Raw genomic sequence first — 25,694 nt, 5'->3', positions numbered from 1 at the left:
CGAGTGGTTAGGGACTCCGGTTTGTTTGGCAACCTCATCCTACCGTTTCCAGCCTTTTAGCCACTTCTTGTACATCGATTCGATGTTTTGTCTAGGGCTTCCTTCAGATTCTACCTCGCAATAGACACCCTTGCCTTCGACTTGTGATACCGACCACTACGGCTCACAGCGGACTCACACCGCCTAGTTACTGCCCATGCCGGGCGCACCAAAGAGACATACAAGTTCCCGCCGGAAGCCTGTATGTCTCTTTGTTTATTTGTTGACCTGATCGTCTATGTTTCTTGGTGATCAATGTGATTTAAGAAATAAATCAAGGTTTGCAATTCATTTGTCAAATCAACATTTTGGATCCGCACACCTTCATGAACTGTGACCCGTAAAGGAGTAAAGTTCAAGATACCTTTAACACCCGCTGCAACTAATTCGTCAGTGACACGTTGCGCAACTGGTGAAGGAACAGTTAAGATCACAACTTCGATCTGCTGTTCAATGAGCTGCTCTTTCATTTCACTCATCGGATAGATCGGAACTCCGCTTTGGATCGTTCCTGTGATCCGATCATCAATGTCAAAAGCCGCGCTGATCCGAACATTGTTGCTGCCATGGAAATTGTAGTTCAATAAAGCATGGCCTAGATTACCAACGCCAATCAACGCAACGTTAGTCAGCTTGTCTTGATTCAAAGTCTTTTTGAAGAAATCTAACAAGCTTTTAACGTCATAACCATAGCCGCGCTTTCCAAGTGCCCCAAAATAGGAGAAATCACGACGGATCGTAGCTGAATCAACCTTAACAGCATCAGCCAGTTCGGTTGAAGAAATTCTTTTTTTGCCTGAATTATATAATATCCCCAGATAACGGTAATAAATTGGCAACCGTTTGGCTGTAGCCTGAGGTATCTTTGAATGTGCCATTATATAAGCTCCTTTCACAAATGCTTACTGAAATAATTTTACCATACTGTTTTTCACAATCAAGGAAAAAGTTCATTGATTCACAACATATCTGAAATAATTTAAATTTGAGACGACCTTTTTAGATGTGCTTTAGATATCGTTGAGATATGGTAAAATGATAAATAGACAGCAAAATTTTAGGCAGGTGACAAATATGCTTTTATTACAAGTCCAGCAAGCCGCTCGGGTCTTTGCGGGAGATCCGCTTTTTCAAAAGATCGATCTCAACATTCAAAGCGACTCTCGAATCGCGCTGGTTGGTCCGAATGGAGCTGGTAAATCAACTTTGATCAAAATGATCATTGGCCAAAGTGAACCAGATGAAGGCCAAATCGTCAAACGTAAGAACCTGACGATCGGTTATTTAGCACAAGATACCGGTCTTGAATCCGATGATACGATTTACGCTGAAATGTTAAAGGTCTTTGCCGGTTTGATCGAAATGGAAAAAAAGATCCATCAATTAGAAAAACTGATCTCGAGTTCAACCGACACTAATTCTACACGCTATCAAGAACTTTTAAAACAATACGATCAATTAATGCATGACTTTTCTGAACGTAACGGCTACGGCTATGAAGCCGAGATCCGCTCCGTTCTCCACGGTTTTCATTTTTATGAAGCAGACTATGATAAAAAAGTGGCGTCACTTTCAGGTGGACAAAAGACCCGTTTGGCCTTAGCACGGCTCCTCTTAGAAAAAAGAGATCTCTTGATCTTGGACGAACCAACCAACCACTTAGACATTGAGACTTTGCAGTGGCTGGAAAACTATCTGCAAGGCTATCCTGGCGCTTTGTTACTTGTTTCTCATGACCGTTATTTTCTCGATAAAATCGTGACGACAGTCTGCGAAATCAGTCACAAGCAAGCAACGACCTACCCAGGAAATTACACCGACTTTGTGAAGCAAAAACAGGCTAAACAGCGGCGTGAATGGAAGGAATATGAAAAACAACAAACGCAGATCAATAAGCTGCAAGACTTTGTTGATAAAAATTTAGTTCGTGCCACGACCAGCAAACGAGCGCAAAGCCGCCAAAAACAACTCGACAAGATCCAGCGGCTGGATCGTCCCAGCGGTGATGAACAGGGACCGCACTTTTCCTTTACCCCGGCTGCTAAAAGCGGTTCAGTTGTCTTAACGGTTAAAGACGGTTACATCGGACACGATGCAAAAACGATCGCCGGACCGATCAATTTTGAATTAAGAAAGAACAAGGTCCTTGCTTTAGTTGGACAAAATGGGATCGGCAAGTCCACGCTCCTAGAAAGCATTATCGGTCAGCTCCCGTTTATCTCCGGTTCCGCTAAGTTTGGAGCAAATGTTCAGTATGGCTACTACGACCAGGAACAACACGGTCTCCACTCTAAAAAAACAGTGCTCAACGAGATCTGGGATGACCACCCTACTACTCCAGAAAAAGATATTCGTTCTTTACTAGGCGGCTTTCTCTTCAAGGGAGACGACGTCAAAAAGTTGGTCCATAACTTGTCTGGGGGAGAAAAAGCCCGTCTGCTGTTGACCAAATTGGCAATGCAGCATGATAATCTGTTGATTTTGGATGAACCAACGAACCATTTGGATATCAATAGTAAAGAAGTACTGGAACAGGCTGTGCAAGATTTTGACGGCACCGTTCTCTTCGTTTCTCATGATCGTTACTTCATTAACCAGACTGCTGACGAAATCATCGAGATCTCACCGAAAGGAAGCACTCTCTACCTGGGAAATTACGATTATTACCTAGCAAAAAAAGAAGAATTGCAGCTGATCGCCGAGCAAAAGGCGCAAGAAGCCTCACAGCAAACAACTCAGGAAAAAACAGAACCCGCCTCAAAAGCAAAAACTGCTTATTCGCAAAGCAAAGACAAACAAAAGCAGCAGCGGAAATTGGAGCGGCGTGTTGCTGCTTTAGAAGAAGAAGTCGATCAGCTCGATGCTCAAAAAAGCACGCTCGAAACTGTGATGACACAGCCGGAAACTTTTAATGACCCGACGAAAATGCAAGACCTACAAAAACAGTTGGAAGAATTAACGACCCAGCTGCAGGACAAAGAATCTGAATGGGAAGCAAGTTCATTAGAACTGGAAACTTTCCTAGAACAGGCGTGAATCAAAAAAAGACCTTTCACTAAAAAAGTGAAATGGTCTTTTTTGCTGGCTTGCTTTATTTAGCTGCCAGCCAGTCAAACTCCAGACTAGGATCTGCATTTAAAGATAGATCACCGAAAGTAGCATGCTTAAAGGCCACGTAACCCGCGGCTCCGATCATCGCCGCATTATCTCCACAATACTGCAACGGAGCTTTAACCAAGTCAACCTGTGGAAAAGCTGCGATCTCTTCATTTAAACGCGCACGTAAACCGCTATTGGCGGCGACCCCGCCTGCTAGGATCAGCTGGTTGACGGGGTAATTGTGCAAAGCACGGACAGTTTTCTGCGCTAAAACATCGATCACGCTTTGCTGAAAACTTGCGGCCAGATCAGCGGAAGAAAGTTCTTCATGCACTTGATCTGCATGGTGAACAGTATTGATGAAGGCACTCTTCAAGCCGCTAAAACTAAAGTCGTAATTATCCTCTTTTTCCATCGCCCGCGGAAAATGAAAGGTATCTTTTCCTCGGCGCGCCAATTCGTCAACGGCTTTACCAGCCGGATAGTTGATCCCTAAAACACGGCCGATCTTATCAAATGCCTCGCCGCAAGCATCGTCGCGAGTCTCGCCAATGATCTTGAAGTCATTTTCCTTTTCCAAATAAACTAGTTCAGTATGGCCGCCAGAGACTAATAATGCCAACGCTGGAAACTGCAGTGGAGCCGTATAACGGGCGGCGTAAATGTGTCCTGCCATGTGGTTGACCGGTACCAGCGGCAGGTTATGGGCAAATGCCACTGCCTTAGCCGCCGAAAGTCCGACCAAGAGTGCGCCAACTAACCCCGGGCCATAAGTCACAGCTACTGCGCTCAAGTCAGCATAGCTCAAGCCGCTTGCTTGAAAAACATCGTCCAAGCAGCCAATGATTTGTTCAATATGGTGTCTACTTGCCACCTCTGGCACCACGCCGCCGAAACGTTGATGACTTTTGATCTGCGTAGCAGTTGACTGCGCCAAGACTTCCGCCCCGTTTTTGACTAAAGCAACGCTGGTTTCATCACAGCTGGATTCAAAGGCTAAAATTATTGTTTCTTCTTCACTCATTATCTTTCCTGTCCTTATTTTCACTCAATAATAATTGATACTCGCTAACTGCCGCGTTTTTTTCAGGATGGAGTTTTTTGAAACCATGCTCCTGATAAAAGGCAGCTTCTTTTTCCTGGTCACTGCGAACCTGCACGAACACAGAACTCACTCCGCTTTCCTGCGCACGATCAAGCAAAATGTCCAGCAAGAAGGAAGCAAGTTCTTTATGTTCAGGCAAAACTGATAGTTTCATGATCCGCAAACGGGTCAATTGCAGATTAAAACGGCAACCGATAAAGCCAAGCAATTCATCATTTTGCCGTAAACCAAAATACAGGGTCTTGTTTTGGTCTTTCATTTTGATCTGAAAAGTATTATAGTTCCAGACATCTTCATCATTGTGAGCACGCTCTTCCACCGCAACCATCTCGGGGATCGTAGAGATCACATTCCGACACAAAAAGTAATTCTGCCCGGCTAAAGAAACGTTGCGATTTTCAAATTGGAGTTGTTTTTCTTGAAAAGCCAGCTTAATTTTTAAATTCAACTGCTGCTTAAATTTTTTTAACATAGGCCCCATTATTATCTTTCTCCTTCGGATTCTGTGCGAGCCACTGTGTTTCTGCCTGAGTCAAACGGAGATAGTTGGGTACAAAATCATTGACGTTGACTGGGTCGGCAAATCTTCCCAACTGCCCTAAATTAAATGCCCGCGGAACCAGTGTTTCTGCTCCGCCGATCCGGTAAGTACCAGGAGTCAGATTTTGTTTCATTTCAGCTTCAAACCGCTGAGCGTCAGCGCCGACAAAACACACCTGCCGGTCTGGGAGCTGCCGACATAAAGCAGCAAAAGAAATATGCTGGTCACTAATTCGGTTGACTAGTTGGCCATTTTGCCAGACATAGCCCCCAGCAAAAACATTCCCGCGCCGGGCATCAAACACCGGTACGATCACCGAGTTGACATCCTGCACGCCAGCTGCCAAAACCGCCAAGCTCGAGACCCCGACCAATTCTTTGTCGAGACTATAAGCCAAAGTTTTGGCAGTCGTGATCCCGATCCGCAAGCCCGTGTATGAACCTGGTCCTTGAGCAACCACGATGCGGTCGATCTGTGCTGGAGTTAAACTGCTTTGTTTAAAGATGTTGTCAACCAGAGGCATTAAGGCGACACTGTGGTTTCTGCCGACCGCCGTTGTATTTTCAGCCAGCAAAGTTTGATCTTCCAGCAGCGCCACACTTAGCGGCCGGTTGGAAGTATCAATTGCAAGAATTTTCATGATTATTATTCAGTCCTCTTTTAATATTACCGTTTCCCTTTAGCATTTTAACACATACGAGACTAGACTTTACCACCAATCTGCGAATTTAACAGTATTTTTGCCGATTAATCACATTTTTATTCATTTGCAAGGAGTTATGAAATTTTTTGCAAGCATTGTGATTTACCACTGGCCAAAATATCACTATAATAATTGTTATCAAGTTAAAATTGTTCTTTAAAAAGGAGCTCCTTATGAAAACCATCTTAGTTTTACATACTGGCGGAACGATCGCCATGTCTTCAGATAAAAACGGAACGATCGTGCCTGGCAAACAAAATCCGCTGAATAGTTTCACCAACCCTTTTACCGGCAAAATCAAGTTAGACATCAGAAACCCGTTCAACCTCCCTTCCCCTCATATTGGACCAGATCAAATGCTGGTCTTGCGCAATGAGATCCTGACCGCTGAAAACAACGGTGTCGATGGTGTTGTGATCACGCACGGAACCGATACTCTGGAAGAAACCGCATATTTTTTAGACTTGACCTTACCCGCGGAAACTCCAGTTGTAGTTACGGGTGCAATGCGTTCCGCAGATGAAATCGGTTCTGACGGATTGCATAACTTTCAAACTGCGATCTTGACTGCCGCAAGTGATCAGGCTCACGGTAAGGGAGTTTTGGTCGTTATGAACGATGAGATCCATACCGCCCGTTTCGTAACCAAGACTCACACTACCAACGTCGCAACTTTTCGGACGCCGACCTTTGGCCCGGTAGGATCCATCTCTAAAGATCGTGTGACCTTTTACTCGCAGCTGATCCGGCAAACTTATATCCCGATCGACCACATTGTCAAAAATGTCTTCTTGCTCAAAGCATACGCCGGCATGGATTCTGAACTATTCGCTGCCTTGGCAAATCAAGAGACCAAAGGGGTCGTGATCGAAGCCTTGGGGGCTGGCAATCTGCCGCCTGCCGCTTTGCCTGGGTTAAAAAGCCTGCTGGACCTCAAGATCCCCGTCGTGATCGTTTCCCGTTGTTTTAACGGCACAGCTGAAAGCGTCTATGATTATGAGGGCGGCGGCGTTCGTTTAGAACAAATGGGTGCGATCTTTTGCCATGGTCTTAACGGTCAGAAAGCTCGGATCAAGCTGGCAGTCGGTCTCAGTAAAGAAATGGCACCTGCTGAACTGACTCAGTTTGTTAGTGATGCTGTTTCTTAACAGTTTTTCCAAAATAAGTTCAAAAATAAGGCTGTGCTGCAACCGGAAAATTTCGGTTGCGCACAGCCTTATTATTAATCGCTGATTTTTTCCCAATGACACTCGGCGTTACAATTTTTTTCGTCTTCGGTCGTGATCACGTGCTTGGTGATCAATTCGTCTTGATCTAACTCGACCTGACTGGAAACAGTTGCACCATAATAAACCTCTTGCCGATATTGAATATTCATTTTAGTTAAACGATGATTCAATAAGAAATCAGCTGGCAAAGCATCGAGCATCCAATCAAAATAGTGAACGTTATTGACGTGGTGATTACCATCAATATCCATAAACCGCACTCGATATTTTTTACTTGCAGTGGCATCATTAACCGGCTGCGGTGCGGCTAGCCGTTCAATTTTTTTCGTATATTCAGACTCATAGGGCGCAATGATCTCTTGCGGCAAACGCACTATTTTACGTTTAGTCCGGTCCATTAAGACGAAAACACTGTGCATTTTAACCAGCTGCTGTCCTTCTTGATCGGTCACCCAAAAATCGCGGTAGCAAAAAAAGCGATTATATTCTTGGGCTTTGGTCGAGATCGTGACCACTTCATTTGCATGCGGCAGGCGCGTAATATCCATCACATGCTGCGTCACGACCCAGCCCAATCCAAGTTCGCTGAGCTTCTGATCAGTGACACCCAACGAATCGCTCTGATCGCCAGAGACTAATATCATCAGATCCACTAACCGCCCGATCCCGATCACACCAGTCACGTTTGTTTCATAGTAAACTACACGATGATCTTCACTAAATGTCTTTGCACTCATTTTCAACCTTCTGTTCTATGTAAATCCTCCGTCATACATCCTACAAATTAATTCAGGTGGTGGTATTCATTATAGACAACCTGTTTTTTGACATGATTATCCTTGGCGACTCGTTTGATCGCATCATTGGTTTTCAAATCTTCACTTTCGATCAGCAAACGAACTTGATCTTCCAACGGCAGCACAATTTGCGGTTTATCCTCTTCTTTTTGCGGATTTCCCTCAACGATCAGTACAAACTCGCCCTTAACTTGAGAACTCTGCGCCCACTCAAGTGCCTCAGGCAATGTTCCCCGAATAAATTCTTCATACCTTTTGGTCAACTCACGGCACAAAACAACTTTTCGCTCCCCACCGAAGGCCGTGACCAAGCTTTGCAGCGTCTTGACCAAACGATGCGGTGCTTCATAGAAAATTAAAGAAACTTGCTGCGCAGCCAATTCTGCCAGCTCATTTTTACGTTCTGTGTTTTTCCGAGATAAAAAACCGTAAAACAAAAAAGGCTGGGGACATAAACCGGACGCAATCAGGGCTGTCAGGGCAGCATTTGGTCCTGGCAATGGAACTACCCGGATCGAAGCAGCAATACAAGCTTGCACAAGTTCTGATCCAGGATCACTGATCGAAGGCATTCCGGCATCACTTACCTGGGCAAGCGACAGTCCTTGCCGCAGTTTATCCAGCAGCTGCGGCAGCCTTTCTTTAGTATTATATTCATGAAAACTAATTTGCTTAGTTTTGATCTCGAAATGGTTCAGAAGCTTCTGAGTATTGCGCGTATCTTCAGCTGCGATCAAATCGACGTTTTGCAAGGTCTCAACGGCACGTGGACTCATGTCACCCAAGTTGCCGATCGGCGTTGGTACTAAAAAGAGTGTGCCGGCAGAACTACTGCCTTGAAAACTGCTGGTGATCTCAATACTCATTAATTTCTCTCCCCATAAATAACATCTTGGCAAAATACGCAAGGTTCATCATTGACCCGTCGCGAACCATACATATTATCAACATTGCAGACGTGGAAGCCCTCTTCATACAGCTTTTCCAAGTTCTGCCGCGACTTAGAGAGACTCGTCGTATTTTTGGCAGTCGACTTATCTTCCAATTCACGTAAGTGTTCCCTTAAATGCTGATTTTCAATTTCTAATTCCGCATTCCGTTCGATCAACTCTGCCATCGATTGCTGAGTTTCGCCGATCATTTGCCTTAATTGATCTGCCGTTGTTCCTAAATGCTCAAGATTATCATATAACTGACGCTTATCCAAAATAATTCACCTTCGCTCATCGCTGATAACAGTCGCACAACTCTAAAGTCAGCGATTCTAATACGTTTTGGAACGAAACATTGATGGCAAGCAGCCGCCATTTTTTTAACACAATATCACAGGCCTCGGTTGCTGCTTGGACTGAAATTTTAGCCAATTTGGCTTTGAACTCAGGGGCATACATTTGAAAAGCAATCTCCTGCTTCGAACCAGTCGCATAAAACATCAAATCGCGTGCCAGCAGTGCGATCAAAAAAAGTAACCTCTCCTGCTGTGTATTGGTCTCAACCAACGGAAGCAGCTTCTGCTGAACATCAACAAAGGCACGCAGATCATTCTTTAAGATCGCACTATACCATTGCCACAGGTTACTAATGATTGCTTGGTAATTGTCATCAGCGAGCAGCTCTTCTGCTTTCTGGCTGCTTTTAGTCACGTGAGCAGCTAAAACCGCCTGTTCATGCTGGATCCCCTTTTTTTCAAGCTGCTGAGCTAACAGCTCACTACTTGGCGCTTGCAGTTCTATCAACTGACACCGAGAAATGATCGTGGGTAAAATTTTGTTTTGTTCACTGCTCAATAAAAACGCCACAACTTCGCCGCTTGGTTCCTCCAGAAACTTCAGCAAACCATTAGCGGCACTTGAGGACATTTTTTCAGCGTCTTCAATGATAAAGACCTTTTGCGCACCCTCGACACCGCTTTTGGCAAATTCAGATTTCAAATATCTGATTTGATCAATTTTAATTGATAAGCCTGTTGGCGCGACCTCTACAACGTCTGGATGCTCATGCGCTAAGATCCGTGAGCATTCGGAGCAGTGACCACAAGGACCGGCAGCAGTGACTTCTGTACAAAATAACAGCTGTGCCACCCATAAAGCAAGTTCCTTTTTCCCTGCCCCCTGGTCGCCGACTAAGAGATAAGCATGTGCCAACTGCTCTGCGCACGCTAATTTAAGAAAGTGTTCGGTTAATTGCGGCTGAGCATCTGTAATTTCCATCGTCTGCAACCCTAAAATTGATGGAAAGCATCGATCGGTAAGACGAAGACCGTAGCGCCGCCAACCTGAACTTCAACTGGGTAAGCCCCTGCTGCTTCCATTGGGGAATCAAGGTTAACTGGAGGTGCCATAAACTGCTTGCGCGTTTTAGAAGTTTCTTTGATCAGGTCCATCACGTCAGCAACTTTCTCGTCTTCGACCCCGATAATAAAGGTCGAGTTGCCAGACCGTAAAAATCCACCTGTCGATGACAACTTGGTTGCCCGAATATCTTGTTCTATAAACGCATTGCTGAGTCGGTTGCTGTCCTTATCCTGAATAATCGCAATTATCAATTTCATGGTTTTTTACCCCCAAAATTTAATCCTGTGGTATTGTTGCCTGCTCTAAAAATTTCTTTAGCTTTGAAAAAACTGCGGCTTCGACCTGATCTTGTGACAAAGACGCATCAATTAGCTGAATACGCTGTGGATTTTGCTGGGCGAGCTTTAAATATTCGGCTCTGACCTGCTGGTAAAAATCCAATTGTTCCTCATCCATCCGATTGACTTCATCTTGTCGGTTAGTTCTAATTCGTTCAAGCCCGACGATCGGGTCCAAATCAAAATAAAAAGTTAGATCCGGTTGCAAACCGCCTGTTGCAAACTGGTTAATGGTGGCAACCTCCGGAACCCCAACTTTACGTCCGGCTCCTTGATAAGCTAGCGAGCTGTCAACAAAGCGGTCGCATAAAACCAGCTTACCTGCATTAAGTCCCGGTAAAATTTTCTCCACTAAATGCTGCCGTCGCGAAGCCGCAAATAGCAAAGCCTCTGTTTTTCGATCCATTTGAGTATTAGCTTTATTTAGAATAACTTCGCGAATAGCCTCCGAAATTCGGCTGCCGCCCGGTTCGCGAGTCACCAGAAAATTATCCTGCCAACCCAACTCTTCTAAACGACGACTAATTCCCTTGATCACAGTAGTTTTACCGGAACCTTCAGTTCCTTCGAATGTCACAAATAATCCAGTCACTTACAAAACCTCAATTACATTGAATTAATTATATTGTACTTAAAAAAGTGGTCACTGTCCATGTATAACGCTAGCGACCCTGCTTAAACTCATCTTAGCGGCTGATGATCGAAGCCTGAAGGTGACCTTTAACACGCCGCAATCGGGCTTCACGAAATAGTAATTCATACTGGGCTTTAGCTGCCTTAGTTTTAGCTGCTAGTTCTTCATCGGCTTCATAGATATTTTCTTGATTGTGCTTGGCGGTATTCCAAGCAGCAAAGGCTTGGTCAATATCTTTTAACAATAATTCATCAAATTCTTGTTTGAGCTGGATCTTTTTCTTTCCAAACATAAGCTTACCTCGCTTAAATTTCCTGTCTGCCTTCAATCGCTTTGTAGAGGGTCATTTCATCGGCATATTCAATATCACTGCCGACTGCCAGGCCAGAAGCCAGCCTCGTGACCTTGATCCCAGCAGGCTTTAACAAACGGGAAAGATACATCGCTGTTGCCTCACCTTCTGGCGTAGCATTTGTAGCAATGATCACCTCTTGAACGCTGTCGTTTTTTTGCAGTCTCTGTACTAGGCTCTTAATGTTAATATCCTCAGGCCCTTTTCCTTCGATCGGAGACAAGACTCCGTGCAAAACATGGTAAAGTCCATGATATTCACGCATCTTCTCTAAAGACATCACATCTTTGGGCTGCTCAACCACGATCAGCTGCGACTGGTCACGCCCTTTATCAGCACAGATCACACATGGGTCTTCCTCAGTGATATTACCGCAGATACTGCAGTAATGCAGGTCGCGTTTGGCAGCGAGCAAGGCCGCAGAAAAATCAGTAACATCCTGCTCGCCCATATCAATCGTATAAAAAGCCAGACGAACCGCAGTCTTGTTGCCAATTCCAGGTAATTTCATATAACTATCGATCAACTTAGCGATCGGTTCCGGATACTGCATGACAAAATCTCCCTCTCGCTTGGTTTAAAATCTTGGCATCCCTTTAGAATACTTGCCTAAAGTCGCCTGTGTCTGTTTGTCGATCTGGGCCATTGCATCATTGACAGCAGAAATAATTAAATCTTGGAGCATGTCTGGATCATCTGGGTCAATGACTTCTTCTTTCAGAGCAAGATCAGTCATTTTCTTATCACCGGTAAATTTAACTACGACTTCTTCATTGGCGGCCTTCCCAGTAAATTCAGTCTGGTTCAGCTCTTCTTGGTCCTTTTGCATTTGTTTTTGCATTTTTTGGACCTTTTTCATCATTCCTTGCATGTTTCCTGGCATCATAAGTGTTTTCTCCTTTATTAGTTAGTCATTTTTAACGTCAATTAATTCATCGCCAAACAGTTTACGGGCTTCATCCACAATAGGTTGAGCCTGTGTTGTCTGGTCAGCTTGTTTTTCCTCAGAACGACTGCGATCTTCTGGATGTTTTTCATGGCTTGGTGCATTTTTTTGGCTATCCAGATACTGTTGTCTGATTTGCGGCCAAGAGTCTTGCGGGATAAAGATCAAGCGTGGAACATGACCGATCAAGCGATCCAAGCCGTTTTCCAAGGTCGTTTGCAGCTGCTGGTCAGTCTGTGCCCGTTCACATAAAAAGTCAAACTGGAAGGTCACGATCACACCATCCTCGCTAGCAGCTACGGGCGAACTAATATGCATCACTGCCCGCTGCGCCACCGTCAGCATATTCATCAAGTCATCCCAAATATCCCTTAATTCTAAGAGACTTTTTTTAGTCGCATCATCCAAAACACTGTACAGCTGTGTCAGATTGACAGTTGGTGCTTTTTTAGCAGACTGTTTGTTGATCCGCGGCTTAGCTTCTTGCCGGTTAAGTTGGACGCCATTCCCAGCTTGTGCACTGCGCTGCTCCAATTCATGGATTTGTTCTTGCAAAGCACGCACTTGGCGGCTTAGATCCTCGACCAGCGCTGTTTGTGCAGCTTCAGGTACTTGCACGTTGGCATTCGTCTGCGCAACTGACGTTTGCTTTCGAGTCGCTAATTTAACCGTTAAAACTTCCAAGTAGATCGATGCGTGCGCTGTAAAACGCATGTTTTCTTGCTGCTCATTGAGCAAGTCGATCATCTGATAGATCTCCTCTGGACTAATTTTCGCAGCAAAGGCACGAAAATCATCATCCACAACATCTAATTGTTCTTCTTCGAGGCGTTTAGGGGCTTGTTGATATAAAAGCAGATCCCGGCAAAAACTGATCAGATCTTCAATAAATCTGCCGGCATCTTTACCCGCGACAATGATTTGATGCAAGGTTTCTAAGGCAGCCGCTGTATCATTAGAATGAACCTGCTCCAGGTACTCGAGCAATTCATGATTTTGCACACTGCCAGTCACCATCAGCGCGTTATCCAATGTGATCTGGTCATTGCCAAATGAGATCACCTGATCCAAAATACTTAGCGCGTCACGCATCCCGCCTTCGGCAGCTTGAGCAATTAACTTCAGGGCTGCCGGATCATATTGCAGCTGCTTTTGTTCAACGATAAACTCCATGCGCTGCAAGATCGTAGTCGCCTGGATCCGCCGAAAATCAAACCGTTGGGTCCGTGAGATGATCGTAGCTGGGATCTTATGCGGTTCCGTGGTCGCTAGGATGAAAACCACGTTAGCCGGCGGTTCTTCCAAAGTTTTCAACAGAGCATTAAAAGCACCTGTTGACAGCATATGCACTTCGTCAATAATGTAAATTTTATAATCGCATTCGGTCGGTGCATACTTGACCTTATCTCGAATATCACGGATCTCTTCGACACCATTATTGGATGCCGCATCGATCTCGATCACATCATTTTGTCTGCCAGTCGTGATCGAAGTACAAGTTGCACACTCATTACACGGCTCACCGTCTTCTTGGCGGTGACAGTTGATCGCCTTAGCAAAAATCTTGGCAGCAGAAGTTTTTCCCGTACCCCGCGGTCCTGTGAAAAGATATGCGTGAGATGTCTGCTCTGTCACGATAGCGTTTTTCAGTGTCTTGGTGATCAGCTCCTGACCAACGAGATCGCCAAATTTCTGGGGACGCCAAGCACGATATAAGGCTTGATAACTCATGACCATTTCCTCCTTAGTCCAGAATGCTGATAAATACTGCAAGCCAGAAACCTTGCGTGACGTTTCTGCTGCAGTATTGCTGCTGATTTAGAATTCAGCAGTTTAATTAGTTTCGTTTAATGGCTTTAAAAAAAGCCCTGATCTTTGAAAAGACCAGGGTTTAAATATCATAATAACTTAAGGCACATGTCGAACCAGACTTAGTGCTGCTTCCTTCCGGACCTGACACGCTTCGTAAGGACAACATTGCCCCAAGGCCTTACGGCACCTACTATATTACATGATATTGACCTAAATTTCCAGTCTTTTTAATGCTTTTCTCGAATTTTCGCAAAAAAGTCGCTTAAGACTTGCGCACACTCTTCCTGGCGCAGCCCTTTTTTGACCTGGACCTGATGATTGAACCTCGGCTCTGTCAAAAGATTCATCAATGTGCCAGCACAGCCGGCTTTTAGGTCGGCGCAGCCATAATAAACCGCCCTCAGCCTTGAATTCACGATCGCACCAGCACACATCGGGCACGGCTCTAGAGTCACAAACAAAGTGCACCCTTCCAAGCGCCAATCGTCTAAAACACGGTTGGCTTCTCTAATTGCTAGGATCTCTGCATGTGCGACGGCATCATGGGAAAGTTCACGACGATTGCTGCCGCGTCCAATAATTTTTCCGGCACTAACGATCACACAACCGATCGGGACCTCACCGATCTCAGCCGCCTTTCTTGCTTCTAATAAGGCTTGACCCATGAAATAGTCAAGTTGTTCATTGCTATATTCACTCATTTTATTCCTTTACACTCTGCAAGATAAAGTAGCCTTTATTTTTTAGGATCACTTGGCAGTTGCCGAAAACTTCTTGCATTTTCTTTTGGGCAGAAGGTGCTCCTTGCTTCTTTTGAATCACCGCTAACAAAATACCTTGGGCAGCCAAATGTTCCTTAGCTCCGCTTAAAATTGCATGGACCACTTTCTTACCCGCACGGATCGGCGGGTTCGTCAGGATCAATGTATAATCTTGCTCGGTCACGTTCGCATAGCCGTCGGAACTAAAAATCTGCACATTGTTGATCCCATTGTCAGCCGCATTTTTTTGTGCCAAGTTCAACGCCCGTTCATTAACATCTACCATGTCCACCCGGCTGGCCGGAAAATGAAATGCAGTTGCCAATCCCAGCGGTCCGTACCCACAGCCGACATCTAAGACTTTATTGGGCTGAATGTCTAAACCTGCTAGAGCATCAAGCAATGTCCGCGATCCAAAATCTACGGTGTTCTTAGAAAACACCCCACTGTCAGTGTTAAAGACAAAATCGTGCCCATATAAAGTAAAATGCCACGTTTTTTCCTCATGTTTTGCGTTTGGTTCAGTTGTGTAATAATGGTCCGTCACAGTTTTCCCTCTTTTTCTTGTCAGCTTTTTGTGTCTTGCTCCTAAAAATACAGATAATTTCGGTTCACGATTTGTTTCCTATGTTTAATCTTAAATTAAGTTGCTGCGCCTAGCAATTATTTTTTCAGCAAAGCACGGCAAAAGCAGGCTCGTCCATATCAGCTAAATCCCAAAATGCTTGAAACTACTATATATCGAAGAGTTTTGCAAAACTTTATACCAGATATAGTATAAATTGTTTGAAACATTTACTTTAAGGTGTATACTAAACTCATGCAAAAAATCTAGGAGGTCTTCGAAATGAGCTTAGAATTATACACTAAAAACAACTGCATCCAATGCAAAATGACAAAAAAGTTTTTGAATGAACATCAAATCGAATTTGCTGAAAAAAATATCAATGAACGTCCGGAATATATCGATTACTTGAAAGACAAGGGATTCCGCAGCGTCCCAGTTTTAGAAAATAACGCTGAACCGATCGTGAACGGTTTTCGGCCGGATTTACTGAAAAAACTGATTGCCCAATGAAAATCGTCTATTTCAGCGTCACAGGTCAAACTAGACGTTTTGTAAAAAAGTTGCACCTGTCAGATAGCTATGAGATCGATCCAATCGACCCAGAATATGAAGTTGGTGAGCCCTTCGTCCTGATCGTACCAACCTACGCCAAGGACATTACCGAGCCGGTCACCGACTTTTTATATTTTGGAGATAACCGCCAGCAGCTGCAAGGAATTGCCGGTTCCGGCAACCGCAATTTTGCTGAATTATTTGTATTCACTGCCAAAGACCTGGCACAAGAGTTCCAAGTCCCCCTGCTTTATTCTTTTGAATTTAACGGGACGCTCAAGGACGTGGCGAATTTTGAGAAAGTGGTGAAGGAAATTGAGTCTAAAAACCTTAGATAACAACCAAGTTAGTTATTACGACCTCAATAATCAGGTCAATATCCCTTTGAATGATAAGATCCAGCTTGATAAAGACAAAGAAGCTTTGGCTGCTTTTTTAAAGGAGAACGTCGCCCCCAACCTCGTGCAATTTTCTTCCTTGCGCGAACGTTTTACTTACTTAATTGAAAATGACTATCTGGAAGAAGAATTTCTCAACAAGTATCAACCTTCTTTCATTGAAAAATTATACCAGCAGCTAGAAGAAGCAGACTTCCATTTCAAAACCTTCATGGCAGCCTACAAATTCTATGCACAGTATTCACTAAGAACAAACGATAATAACTCATACCTTGAGCGCTATGTTGACCGTGTGGCGGCTAATGCACTCTACTTTGCAGACGGTGATGAATCATTGGCGTTAAGCTTAGCTGATGAAATGATCCACCAGCGCTACCAGCCGGCCACCCCCAGCTTCTTAAACGCTGGCAGAAAACGGCGGGGAGAGTTAGTTTCTTGCTTCTTGCTGCAATTCACCGATGACATGAATTCGATCGGACGCGGGATCAACTCCGCCTTACAGCTTTCACGGATCGGCGGCGGTGTCGGCATCACGTTAAGCAACCTCCGCGGCGCGGGTGCTCCCATTAAGGGGATCGAAGGCGCTGCTTCTGGGGTTTTGCCGGTCATGAAGTTGCTGGAAGACAGCTTTTCTTACTCCAACCAGCTTGGTCAGCGCCAAGGTGCAGGCGTCGTCTACTTAAATGTCTTTCACCCGGATATTATCAGCTTTTTATCCGCTAAGAAAGAAAATGCAGACGAAAAAATTAGGGTCAAGACCCTTTCTTTAGGTGTGATCGTACCCGATAAATTCTACGAACTCGCTAAAAATAACGAGGACATGTATTTATTCGACCCATGGGGAGTTGAACGTGTCTACCACACCCCATTTTCTTACGTTGACATTACAGCAGAATACGACAAAATGGTTGCCGATCCTCGGATCCCGAAACAAAAGATCAAAGCTAGAGACTTGGAAGAAGAGATCTCCAAACTCCAGCAGGAATCCGGTTATCCCTATGTTATCAACATCGATACAGCCAACAGATCCAATCCGATCGACGGAAAGATCATCATGAGCAATCTTTGTTCAGAGATCATGCAGGTGCAAAAACCTTCAGTCGTCAATAACCGCCAGGAATTTGAAAAACTGGGAACAGACATCAGCTGTAATTTGGGTTCAACTAATATTGCCAACTTAATGGAGAGCCCGGACTTTGGCCGTTCGGTCGAGTCGATGACCCGCGCGCTGACCTTTGTCACGGACCATTCACAAATCGATGTCGTTCCATCGATCGAGCACGGCAATCAAACGGCGCATACGATCGGTTTGGGCGCGATGGGCTTACATGGTTATCTCGCCAAAAATCAAATCGAATACGGCTCAACCGAGGCAGTTGAGTTTACCAGCGTCTATTTCATGCTGCTGAACTATTGGACTTTAGTTGCCTCCAATCAGATCGCCAAAGAACGCCAAGAAACTTTTGCAGGCTTCCCTAATAGTAAATACGCAAACGGGACCTATTTTAACCAATATTTAGCCAAAAATTTTGGTCCACAGACAAAAAAAGTCCAAGAGCTTTTCAAAAACATCTTTATCCCAACAACAGATGATTGGTTGAAGCTCAAGGAAGCAGTACAAAAAGACGGCTTGTACCACCAGAATAGAATGGCTGTGGCACCAACCGGTTCAATTTCATACATCAATGATACAACTGCCTCTTTGCAGCCGATCATCAACCGGATCGAGGAACGCCAGGAGCGCAAGATCGGCAAAATCTACTATCCTGCTCCTTACCTGTCAAATGACACGATCAAGTACTATACTTCGGCTTACGACATGGACATGCGCAAGGTGATCGATACTTATGCCGCTGCTCAGCAACACGTCGACCAGTCTTTAAGTATGACTTTATTTGTTCGTTCGACCCTGCCTGAAGGCATGTACGAATGGAAGGAACCTGGTGAAAACAAGCTGACAACTCGTGATCTGTCTATTTTAAGAAATTACGCGCATGCTAAGGGAATTAAATCGATTTATTATATTCGGACCTTTACTGATGATGCAGGTGTAGTTGGCGCCAACGAGTGTGAAAGCTGCTCGATCTAGCATCAAGTCGGTCACAAAAGTAATTTCGCGAGCTAAGGAGCATAAGTAATGGACAAACAAAATTATCAGGCAATCAACTGGAATGTGCTGGAAGATCAAATCGACAAAGCTACCTGGGAAAAGTTGACCGAGCAGTTCTGGCTGGACACCCGGATCCCCCTTTCAAATGACCTCAGTGACTGGCGGTCGCTGACGGACAAAGAAAAAGATGTAGTAGATAAGGTTTTTGGCGGTCTGACGCTGCTAGATACATTACAATCGCAAGACGGCATGTCCTCACTAAAAAAAGATATTCGCACGCAACAAGAAGAAGCCGTCTTAAACAACATTGAATTCATGGAATCAGTCCACGCTAAAAGTTATTCATCAATTTTTTCGACCTTGAATACACCCAAAGAGATCTCTGAGATTTTTGATTGGACTAATCAAAATGAATTCTTGCAGTATAAAGCGCAAAAGATCAATGATATTTATCAAAACGGTCAGCCCCTGCAAAAAAAGGCTGCTTCTGTCTTTCTAGAAACGTTCTTGTTTTATTCCGGCTTTTATACCCCGCTTTATTGGTTAGGCCATAATAAACTGGCCAATGTCGCCGAGATCATTAAATTAATCTTGCGTGACGAATCGGTCCACGGAACCTATATCGGCTATAAATTCCAGTTAGGCTTCAATGAACTAAACGAAGACCAGCAAGGAGAACTGACCGGCTGGATGTATGACCTCTTGTATGATCTCTATGAGAACGAAGAGAAATATACTCATCAGTTATATGATCAAGTTGGCTGGGCCGAGGATGTTTTGACTTTCTTGCGCTACAATGCCAATAAAGCGCTGATGAACCTGGGGATGGATCCACTCTTTCCAGATACAGCAGAAGATGTTAATCCGGTTGTCATGAACGGGATCTCAACTTCTACTTCTAACCACGACTTCTTTTCGCAAGTCGGCAACGGTTATCTTTTAGGAAATGTTGAGGCCATGAAAGACAGTGATTACGACTTTAAATTCTAATTACTCATTTGCACCCGTTTCAAGTTGGGAACGGGTGTTTTTTTGCCCGTTGGGTTGAGTAATATCTATGCTACAATATATTTTAGCTGCACAAAAATAATAGATGGAAGGAAATTATTAAGGTAACTATATATGAAATTAATTGCCACTCTGCTGATTTTTGCTGGCACATTGACCTTTTTGGATTTTTACCACACTAGTAAGCGCAAAAAGCGTTTGTCCAAAGGTTTAAGCAGCTTATTAATGATACTTCTTGGCATAACCGCACTGACTCTGGATTTTCTGCCGAATAATGATCAGAGCAGCCCCGAACCTGCTCGAACTGAAAAAAGCGACAACTCCTCGCTTTCTTCCAGCAGTTCGAGCCTCTCCTCTGTTTCTCGCAGTCAAAACGGATCTAGGCAAGCAAACAGTTCGGCCAGTTCCCAAGCCAATGAAAATACAAGCCAGGCTGGTCTAGCAAATCTCAGCTATCAAGGTCAACAAGTGATCACGGTCAATGAAAACCAGCCTCTTTTCTCTAAGGCGGAGCTATCCTTAGCACAGGGGTCTTGGCAAAGGTACGGTAATTTAGACCGGTTGAACCGCGTCAGTCAAGCAGACGCGCTGCTCAACCAAGACCTGATGCCCCAGGCTGAGCGCGAGCGTCTCTACGTCCAGCCGACTGGATGGCACAATAAGAAAGTCAATGGGACCTGGCTGTACAACCGCAGTCACTTGATCGACTATCAACTGACTGGTCAAAATAATAACCTGCGTAATTTGATGACTGGAACACGTTCCTTAAATGATCCGGGAATGACTACTTATGAAAATCAAATCTCCCGCTACCTGCATCAAAGCCCATCTCACTACGTGCGCTATTCAGTCACGCCTATTTTTCCGCGCTGATGAGCTAGTTGCACGCGGGGTCCAACTACGGGCACAATCAGTTGGCGACCAGCAGATTCGCTTTAATGTGTATATTTTTAACATCCAGCCTGGCGTTACGATCAACTACGCCGACGGTACCAGCCGCCGCAATTAAAAAAAGAGGTCTTTAAACACCAGCGTGTTTATAAGACCTCTTTTTTATTTCGCTAAGAAAAATTCAAAACGTTCTCCAACGTATTGTGTACGCACGTATTCGAAAGGACGTCCATCGCTTAAACTGGTCGTCTGGCGCAGACGTAAAATGGCTGCTCCGCGTTTAACTGCAAGAAAATCGGCGATCCTTTCAGGCGCTGAGGTGGCAGAGATCGTCTGCTCCGCGTGCCCGATCGATAAGCCGTTTTCTTCTAAAGTTCGGTACAAGGAAGTTGAAGTCTGTGAACGCTGATAATCTTGGATCAGATAGTAAGGCAAGGTTGCAACTTCAAAACAGATCGGGGTCTCATCAGCGTACCTGATCCGTTCCATCCGCAAAACCTTTTCTCCTTCGGTCAACTGCAGCTTCTCTCTTTCAGAAATCGATGGAGTCGTGATCAAATAAGAAATGGTTTTGCTGGAAGCTTTCTTGCCCTGCGACTCTATGATCTCAGTAAAACTCGTCACTCCAGACGACATTTTTTCCTGCACTTTTTGCCTAGCAACAAAGGTTCCTGAGCCCACATGCCGCTCTAAAATTCCTTCATCGACTAGGGTCTGGATCGCCTGCCGCAAAGTCATACGGCTGACGCCAAACTGAACAGATAACTCTCTTTCAGCTGGGATCCGGTCCCCAACCTGCCATTTTCCTGCCGCGATAGTCTCTTTGATTTTATTGTGGATCTGAATATAAATTGGCGAACTCAATTGGCAACCTGACCTCCTCTTCAACCTTAACATTCTAAAACAAGTCGCGCTCAAGCTTATTTTTTGAATAACCGTCCAACACTATATGTCCGTTCTAGTTTCATCGTTGAATCAAAGACATTCAAATCTGCATCTTTACCGACTTGCAGACCGCCCTTGTTTTCCAAGCCAAATTCCTTGGCCTGGTTGACAGATGACATCTTAACTGCTTCTTCGATCCCGCAACCGGTAAACTTCATGATGTTGACAAATGCATCTTGATATTGCAAAACTGAACCGGCCAAGTTACCGGCTTCCAAACGAGCTTGTTTATCTTTAACGATCACTTTTTGACCGCCAAGTTCTGAGATCCCTTCCGGCATCCCTTTTGCCCGCATTGAATCTGTTACAAGCTCCAATTTATCCGGACCTTTTAATTCATAAGCCAGCTTGATCATATCAGGTACGACGTGAAAACCATCGGCAATGATCTCACAGTAAATATTATCTTCCAGCAAAGCATGACCGGTCACACCTGGTTCACGGTGTTTAAATTCACGCTGGGCATTGTAAAGGTGAGTGACATGGCTAGCCTTAGAACGTTTCATCTGGGCTCTTGTCGCGTTGCTGTGGCCAGCAGACGGCACGATCCCATGAGACAAGCAATAGTCTTCGAATTCAGCTGTGCCTTCGTGTTCTGGCGCATAGGTGATCATTTTGATATGCCCGCCGGCAAGTTCATTCCAGTGTGCAAGCAGCTTAGCGTCCGGGTCTTTAATGTATTCGGGCGGCTGAGCTCCCTTGAAGTCCATCGCAACGAATGGTCCTTCCAGGTGAGCGCCTAAGATGACAGGGTTCTCTTTCATCGCCTGATCAACTGCCACCATGGCTTTGCCGATATTTTCATTGGACTGTGTCATTGTAGTTGCAAAATAGCCAGTGACACCCTCATAGACCATGTCATTGACCATTTCATTCAATTGCTCAGCATTTCCATCCATCGCGTCAAAACTATAACCGCCATGGCTGTGCACATCAATAAAGCCTGGAACTACAACTTTACCTTCCAGATCAATAATTTCTTCATCATTAGCCTGAACAACTAATTCACTCATCGGACCAACATTTTCAATTTTTTTATCAAAACGAATGTAGCCGTCAGTGATTTTTTCTTCCCCAGTATAGATCACCGCGTGTTTAAGTACTTTACTCATTTTTCCACCTCATTATAGATTCGATACTTCTATCATAATCGGTATATACCAAAATTACAAGTAGCCAATAAACCAGGTTGACCAGAAACTGTATTATTGCTGGTCTTTGGCGATCGTTACATCGATCCCTTTGATCACCGCAGTCATAAAGCCTGCCTCTTCCATTGCAAGCAAACCTGAAATCGTGGTTCCCCCTGGTGAGCAAACATCATCGATTAGATCCTGGGGGCTTTTGTCACTTGCCAAGACATTGGCAGCACTGCCTAAAACAGCCTGAGCCGCGATCTGGACAGCTTGTTTTTTAGTTAAGCCGTATTTGACCCCAGTTTTCGCCATAGCGTCAATATAAAAATAAACGTATGCAGGGGAACTGCCTGCCAAAGCGACAAAGGTACTAAAGTCTTTTTCAGACAAAGCCGTCGTTTGTCCTAAAGCAGCCAAGAGCTTCTGTGCTGCGCTGAGATGTTCTTTAGTCAAAGCTGCATTTCCGACCAGCGCTGTTGCCCCCTGGTTAATTGCCACGTTAACATTAGGCATGATCCGCAAAAATTCAATGTCTGACTCACCGACGAAATTTTCGAGTTCAGACAATTTAACTCCTGTCAGCATCGAGAGTACGACTGGTTTTTTCTGCAGCAAAGCTGGTTTGATCTCTGCTAAAATTGGACCGGCTGCCAAAGGTTTGACCGCTAAAAATACGTAATCTGAGTTAGTGACGACCTCACTATTATCAGCACAGGCATGCAAGTCATACTTAGCTGCATACGGCTCATAATTAGCTCGATGCGCACTGTGAATGAAAATCTCTGAACCTGACACAGCCTGGGCATGCAAAAGTCCCTTAATGAGCGCTTGTGCCATGTTTCCAACTCCAATAAAGCCTACTTTCATTCTTTTTTTGCCTCCATTCTTGAACCCTTACTTGTTCATTTGAATTGTTGTCTAGATTATACCAAATTCAGCTTAAGAATTGTGTTCAAGATAAAGATTATCTTCAAAGAAATAGACCAATTTTTTAAACACGTAAAAAAATCCTTGAAGCGGCTTAAAGCGCTTCAAGGATTAAATGATCAATTATTGGGATAGCTGGATTCGAACCAGCGAATCACGGGATCAAAACCCGTTGCCTTACCGCTTGGCTATACCCCAATCATGGTGGAAGGGAGTGGATTCGAACCACCGAACCCGAAGGAGCGGATTTACAGTCCGCCGCGTTTAGCCAGACTTCGCTACCCTTCCATAAAACGTGTCGCAATTCATCCGACTTAACTATAATACCTTCTTTCGGATTATTTTGCAACAATTATTTTGATTTGAATTTACAGATTTACTAAAATCAAATCAAAAAAGCTTTATCCACTCGGACAGCCCTCAGCTGCTGCAAGCGGATAAAGCTTTAATATTTACTTGACACCGATCATTAATTTTTCGATTTTCGGTACGAAGAAAAGCAAAATAACACCAAATACGACTGTTACTCCACCAACGATGCCGAAATACATTACTTCATTAGCTGGTGTATACAAACGAACGATCTGAGCGTTGATCGCCTGTGCAGCCGCGTCACCCAAGAACCACATACTCATCATCTGAGACTGGAAAGCTCGCGGAGCCAACTTAGTCGTCACAGACAACCCGATCGGTGAGATCAGCATTTCACCAATGATCACCAAGGCCCAGCTGGCGATCAGCCACCATGGGCTGACTTGAGCCGAAGTACCGTGTAAGATGACAGGAAGCATCATCCAAATAAAGGAAGCACCGGCAAAGAACAACCCATAGGAAAACTTCTTACCGGAAGAAGGCTGCTTCTTACCCAACTTAGTCCATAACATGGCAAAGAACGGCGTATACAGCATAATAAACAGCGGGTTAGCACTTTGGAACCAGCTGGCCGGGAAATTGAACCCGAGGATCGACAACTTGGTCTGATCTTCAGCGAATAAAGCCAAAACAACAGAGCCTTGTTCTTCGATCGACCAGAAAAGGATCGAGGCGATAAATAAAGGTACATAAGCCCAAACACGGGAACGTTCAGTTTTATCGACCTTCTTGCTGCTCAGCATCTTAACAAAGTAATACACTGGTAAAAGAATTGCGAAAATACTTAACAGATTGATAATGTTGTTGATATTGAACATGTTGAATAAGAACATGATCACAACGATTAAGATCACCGCAACAACACCGATCAGAGAATTTCTAACCAGTTTAGATGTTTCATCAGGTTGAATCGGATCAGAAGGATACATCCCTTCCTTTGGCAAATATTTTTTGCCATCCATTGTGTACTGGATCAAGCCAAAGAACATTCCGATTGCTGCCAGTGAAAATCCAAGGTGAAAATTAACGTTTTGTCCCAGCCAACCAACAATGTATGGTGCTAAGAAAGCACCCATGTTGATCCCAAAAACAAAAATATTAAAACCTGAATCACGGCGCGGATCTTCTTCAGTATAAAGACTTCCGACCATTTCAGAAACGTTCGGTTTAAGTAAACCTGTCCCGATAACGATCAAAGCAATGGATGAGAACAAGGCAGCCTGACCAAATGGTGTGGCTAAAACAATATGACCAAACATGATCAAGACACCGCCGACAAAAACGGTCCGGCGTGGGCCCCACAAACGGTCACTGATGAATCCGCCAATCACACTGGATAAGTAGACTAATGATCCGTAAATGGACATAATTGAAGCTGCTGTCGCTTTGTCCATTCCCAAACCGCCTTGGCTGACGGCAAAATACATATAGTACAGTAAAATGGCACGCATGCCATAATAACTGAACCTTTCCCACATTTCAGTGAAGAACAGCGTAGATAAACCACGTGGATGTCCTAGAAATGAAGGTTCTTTACTACCACTCATTAGATATGATTCCTCCAAAATTTACCCAGGATCCGGGTATAAAATTAAATAACACTAACTATTATAAAATTCAATAATTTATGCGTCAATAATGCTCATTAAACGTTAATTACAGGAACGGTTCCCTGCCACTTTAAGTTAATTTTTTTATCATTTTTCTCTAATTGTGGCATGCGCAGCCCTTTGGATCTTTGAAATATTATTGAGGTTTAGTGCTGAATTTGACCTTTGACTGCAACTTCATCTTTCAATTAAAAAACCATTCTGTCAAAATTCACTTTTTGCAAGAAATGATTATCTTTATTTGAAGAGACTGCCCAGCTTTTCTTAGAAGTCTATTTTTTCGTCACAACCTATTGACTCGTAATATTCAGTATTCTGGCAAAAAAAATCTTAAATGGTGCTGAGGACCGTTTTTTAGGGTGTACACTTTTTAGTGTTGATGAGTAAAATCATCAGCACTATTTTTTTACTCAAGATACTCAAAAAGGACATCATTGTCCCTCAAGTGCTAAGATTAAAGTGTCTAAAAATCAATCAAAGCGAGGTTTTAATGATGTTCCAAGACAATTCTATCCTAAATTTACTCG

At 44.1% G+C, this 25,694-nt stretch carries 26 protein-coding genes, 2 tRNA genes, 1 other RNA gene and 1 pseudogene; 7 read left to right on the top strand and 23 right to left on the bottom strand.

Features of this window, described 5'->3' with window-relative positions; translation table 11 throughout:
- Positions 1-275 precede the first annotated feature (275 nt).
- Entirely contained in the window at positions 276-917 is a 642-nt protein-coding gene (locus LFYK43_RS10030) for a redox-sensing transcriptional repressor Rex (protein ID WP_124977904.1), read from the bottom strand.
- Between the two features lie 196 nt (positions 918-1,113).
- Between LFYK43_RS10030 and LFYK43_RS10025 the strand changes: the two genes are divergently transcribed.
- Positions 1,114-3,075, top strand: coding sequence for an ABC transporter ATP-binding protein (locus LFYK43_RS10025; protein ID WP_124977902.1), 1,962 nt, complete (start codon positions 1,114-1,116; stop codon positions 3,073-3,075).
- 55 nt (positions 3,076-3,130) lie between these two features.
- Here LFYK43_RS10025 and tsaD read toward each other — a convergent pair whose 3' ends face one another.
- The 3 genes from tsaD to tsaB are packed head-to-tail and all read right to left on the bottom strand — an operon-like array spanning position 3,131 to position 5,424.
- Entirely contained in the window at positions 3,131-4,162 is a 1,032-nt protein-coding gene (gene tsaD, locus LFYK43_RS10020; RefSeq protein WP_124977900.1) for a tRNA (adenosine(37)-N6)-threonylcarbamoyltransferase complex transferase subunit TsaD, read from the bottom strand.
- Positions 4,155-4,724, bottom strand: coding sequence for a GNAT family N-acetyltransferase (locus tag LFYK43_RS10015; protein WP_124977898.1), 570 nt, complete (start codon positions 4,722-4,724; stop codon positions 4,155-4,157). The genes tsaD and LFYK43_RS10015 overlap by 8 nt, the downstream gene beginning before the upstream one ends.
- A complete protein-coding gene (gene tsaB, locus LFYK43_RS10010; protein WP_124977896.1) occupies positions 4,699-5,424 on the bottom strand; it encodes a tRNA (adenosine(37)-N6)-threonylcarbamoyltransferase complex dimerization subunit type 1 TsaB in 726 nt (241 codons plus the stop codon). Before tsaB ends, LFYK43_RS10015 begins: the two co-directional genes overlap by 26 nt.
- Positions 5,425-5,660: 236 nt before the next feature.
- Between tsaB and LFYK43_RS10005 the strand changes: the two genes are divergently transcribed.
- Positions 5,661-6,635, top strand: coding sequence for an asparaginase (locus LFYK43_RS10005; protein WP_124977894.1), 975 nt, complete (start codon positions 5,661-5,663; stop codon positions 6,633-6,635).
- 74 nt (positions 6,636-6,709) lie between these two features.
- Here LFYK43_RS10005 and LFYK43_RS10000 read toward each other — a convergent pair whose 3' ends face one another.
- The 13 genes from LFYK43_RS10000 to LFYK43_RS09940 form a co-directional block, all read right to left on the bottom strand.
- A complete protein-coding gene (locus LFYK43_RS10000) occupies positions 6,710-7,453 on the bottom strand; it encodes an acyl-[acyl-carrier-protein] thioesterase (RefSeq protein ID WP_124977892.1) in 744 nt (247 codons plus the stop codon).
- A 47-nt stretch (positions 7,454-7,500) separates the two neighbouring features.
- Positions 7,501-8,379 carry a 16S rRNA (cytidine(1402)-2'-O)-methyltransferase gene (rsmI, locus tag LFYK43_RS09995; RefSeq protein WP_124977890.1) on the bottom strand — a complete coding sequence of 293 codons (879 nt, stop codon included), beginning with the start codon at positions 8,377-8,379 and terminating at the stop codon, positions 7,501-7,503.
- Positions 8,379-8,720, bottom strand: coding sequence for a DNA replication initiation control protein YabA (locus LFYK43_RS09990; RefSeq protein ID WP_124977888.1), 342 nt, complete (start codon positions 8,718-8,720; stop codon positions 8,379-8,381). The genes rsmI and LFYK43_RS09990 overlap by 1 nt, the downstream gene beginning before the upstream one ends.
- Positions 8,721-8,736: 16 nt before the next feature.
- The gene (holB, locus tag LFYK43_RS09985; protein ID WP_124977886.1) at positions 8,737-9,723 is read right to left on the bottom strand and encodes a DNA polymerase III subunit delta'; all 987 of its coding nucleotides are present in this window, start codon (positions 9,721-9,723) and stop codon (positions 8,737-8,739) included.
- A gap of 11 nt (positions 9,724-9,734) precedes the next feature.
- Positions 9,735-10,064, bottom strand: a complete 330-nt coding sequence (darA, locus tag LFYK43_RS09980; protein ID WP_124977884.1) for a cyclic di-AMP receptor DarA — start codon at positions 10,062-10,064, stop codon at positions 9,735-9,737.
- A gap of 19 nt (positions 10,065-10,083) precedes the next feature.
- Positions 10,084-10,737, bottom strand: coding sequence for a dTMP kinase (gene tmk / locus LFYK43_RS09975; protein WP_124977882.1), 654 nt, complete (start codon positions 10,735-10,737; stop codon positions 10,084-10,086).
- A gap of 94 nt (positions 10,738-10,831) precedes the next feature.
- Entirely contained in the window at positions 10,832-11,071 is a 240-nt protein-coding gene (locus LFYK43_RS09970; protein WP_124977880.1) for a YaaL family protein, read from the bottom strand.
- Between the two features lie 13 nt (positions 11,072-11,084).
- Positions 11,085-11,684 carry a recombination mediator RecR gene (recR, locus tag LFYK43_RS09965; RefSeq protein WP_124977878.1) on the bottom strand — a complete coding sequence of 200 codons (600 nt, stop codon included), beginning with the start codon at positions 11,682-11,684 and terminating at the stop codon, positions 11,085-11,087.
- A gap of 24 nt (positions 11,685-11,708) precedes the next feature.
- Positions 11,709-12,017 carry a YbaB/EbfC family nucleoid-associated protein gene (locus LFYK43_RS09960; RefSeq protein ID WP_124977876.1) on the bottom strand — a complete coding sequence of 103 codons (309 nt, stop codon included), beginning with the start codon at positions 12,015-12,017 and terminating at the stop codon, positions 11,709-11,711.
- Between the two features lie 21 nt (positions 12,018-12,038).
- Positions 12,039-13,808: a DNA polymerase III subunit gamma/tau gene (gene dnaX / locus LFYK43_RS09955; RefSeq protein WP_124977874.1), complete on the bottom strand. Its 1,770-nt coding sequence runs from the start codon at positions 13,806-13,808 to the stop codon at positions 12,039-12,041.
- Positions 13,809-13,979: 171 nt separating this feature from the next.
- An RNA gene (gene ffs / locus LFYK43_RS09950) (signal recognition particle sRNA small type) lies at positions 13,980-14,066 on the bottom strand.
- A 50-nt stretch (positions 14,067-14,116) separates the two neighbouring features.
- On the bottom strand, positions 14,117-14,590 hold the full coding sequence (tadA, locus tag LFYK43_RS09945) for a tRNA adenosine(34) deaminase TadA (protein WP_124977872.1): 474 nt from the start codon (positions 14,588-14,590) through the stop codon (positions 14,117-14,119).
- A gap of 1 nt (position 14,591) precedes the next feature.
- Positions 14,592-15,197: a class I SAM-dependent methyltransferase gene (locus LFYK43_RS09940; protein WP_124977870.1), complete on the bottom strand. Its 606-nt coding sequence runs from the start codon at positions 15,195-15,197 to the stop codon at positions 14,592-14,594.
- 300 nt (positions 15,198-15,497) lie between these two features.
- Here LFYK43_RS09940 and nrdH point away from each other — a divergent pair, with 300 nt between their 5' ends.
- The 5 genes and pseudogenes from nrdH to LFYK43_RS09915 all read left to right on the top strand — a co-directional run bounded on the left by nrdH (position 15,498) and on the right by LFYK43_RS09915 (position 20,295).
- Complete coding sequence (gene nrdH, locus LFYK43_RS09935; RefSeq protein ID WP_124977868.1) at positions 15,498-15,728, top strand: glutaredoxin-like protein NrdH; 231 nt, start codon at positions 15,498-15,500, stop codon at positions 15,726-15,728.
- Entirely contained in the window at positions 15,725-16,108 is a 384-nt protein-coding gene (gene nrdI, locus LFYK43_RS09930) for a class Ib ribonucleoside-diphosphate reductase assembly flavoprotein NrdI (RefSeq protein ID WP_124977867.1), read from the top strand. The genes nrdH and nrdI overlap by 4 nt, the downstream gene beginning before the upstream one ends.
- Positions 16,086-18,257 carry a class 1b ribonucleoside-diphosphate reductase subunit alpha gene (nrdE, locus tag LFYK43_RS09925; protein WP_124977865.1) on the top strand — a complete coding sequence of 724 codons (2,172 nt, stop codon included), beginning with the start codon at positions 16,086-16,088 and terminating at the stop codon, positions 18,255-18,257. Before nrdI ends, nrdE begins: the two co-directional genes overlap by 23 nt.
- A gap of 48 nt (positions 18,258-18,305) precedes the next feature.
- The gene (gene nrdF, locus LFYK43_RS09920; RefSeq protein ID WP_124977863.1) at positions 18,306-19,268 is read left to right on the top strand and encodes a class 1b ribonucleoside-diphosphate reductase subunit beta; all 963 of its coding nucleotides are present in this window, start codon (positions 18,306-18,308) and stop codon (positions 19,266-19,268) included.
- A gap of 132 nt (positions 19,269-19,400) precedes the next feature.
- Positions 19,401-20,295 (top strand): annotated as a pseudogene (locus LFYK43_RS09915) (DNA/RNA non-specific endonuclease).
- A gap of 44 nt (positions 20,296-20,339) precedes the next feature.
- Here LFYK43_RS09915 and LFYK43_RS09910 read toward each other — a convergent pair.
- The 6 genes from LFYK43_RS09910 to LFYK43_RS09885 all read right to left on the bottom strand — a co-directional run bounded on the left by LFYK43_RS09910 (position 20,340) and on the right by LFYK43_RS09885 (position 25,104).
- Positions 20,340-21,041, bottom strand: coding sequence for a GntR family transcriptional regulator (locus LFYK43_RS09910; protein WP_124977861.1), 702 nt, complete (start codon positions 21,039-21,041; stop codon positions 20,340-20,342).
- A gap of 56 nt (positions 21,042-21,097) precedes the next feature.
- On the bottom strand, positions 21,098-22,234 hold the full coding sequence (nagA, locus tag LFYK43_RS09905) for an N-acetylglucosamine-6-phosphate deacetylase (RefSeq protein ID WP_124977859.1): 1,137 nt from the start codon (positions 22,232-22,234) through the stop codon (positions 21,098-21,100).
- 93 nt (positions 22,235-22,327) lie between these two features.
- Positions 22,328-23,125, bottom strand: a complete 798-nt coding sequence (gene proC, locus LFYK43_RS09900; RefSeq protein WP_124977857.1) for a pyrroline-5-carboxylate reductase — start codon at positions 23,123-23,125, stop codon at positions 22,328-22,330.
- Between the two features lie 186 nt (positions 23,126-23,311).
- A tRNA-Gln gene (locus tag LFYK43_RS09895) sits at positions 23,312-23,383 on the bottom strand.
- Between the two features lie 4 nt (positions 23,384-23,387).
- Positions 23,388-23,473, bottom strand: a tRNA-Tyr gene (locus tag LFYK43_RS09890).
- Positions 23,474-23,637: 164 nt separating this feature from the next.
- Entirely contained in the window at positions 23,638-25,104 is a 1,467-nt protein-coding gene (locus LFYK43_RS09885; protein WP_124977855.1) for a peptide MFS transporter, read from the bottom strand.
- Between the last annotated feature and the right edge of the window lie 590 nt (positions 25,105-25,694).

It is taken from the genome of Ligilactobacillus salitolerans (assembly GCF_003864415.1).
Classification (GTDB): Bacteria; Bacillota; Bacilli; order Lactobacillales; family Lactobacillaceae; genus Ligilactobacillus; species Ligilactobacillus salitolerans.
The sequence above is the reverse complement of the archived record's forward strand: the minus strand, read 5'-3'. Positions and strand labels throughout refer to the sequence as shown.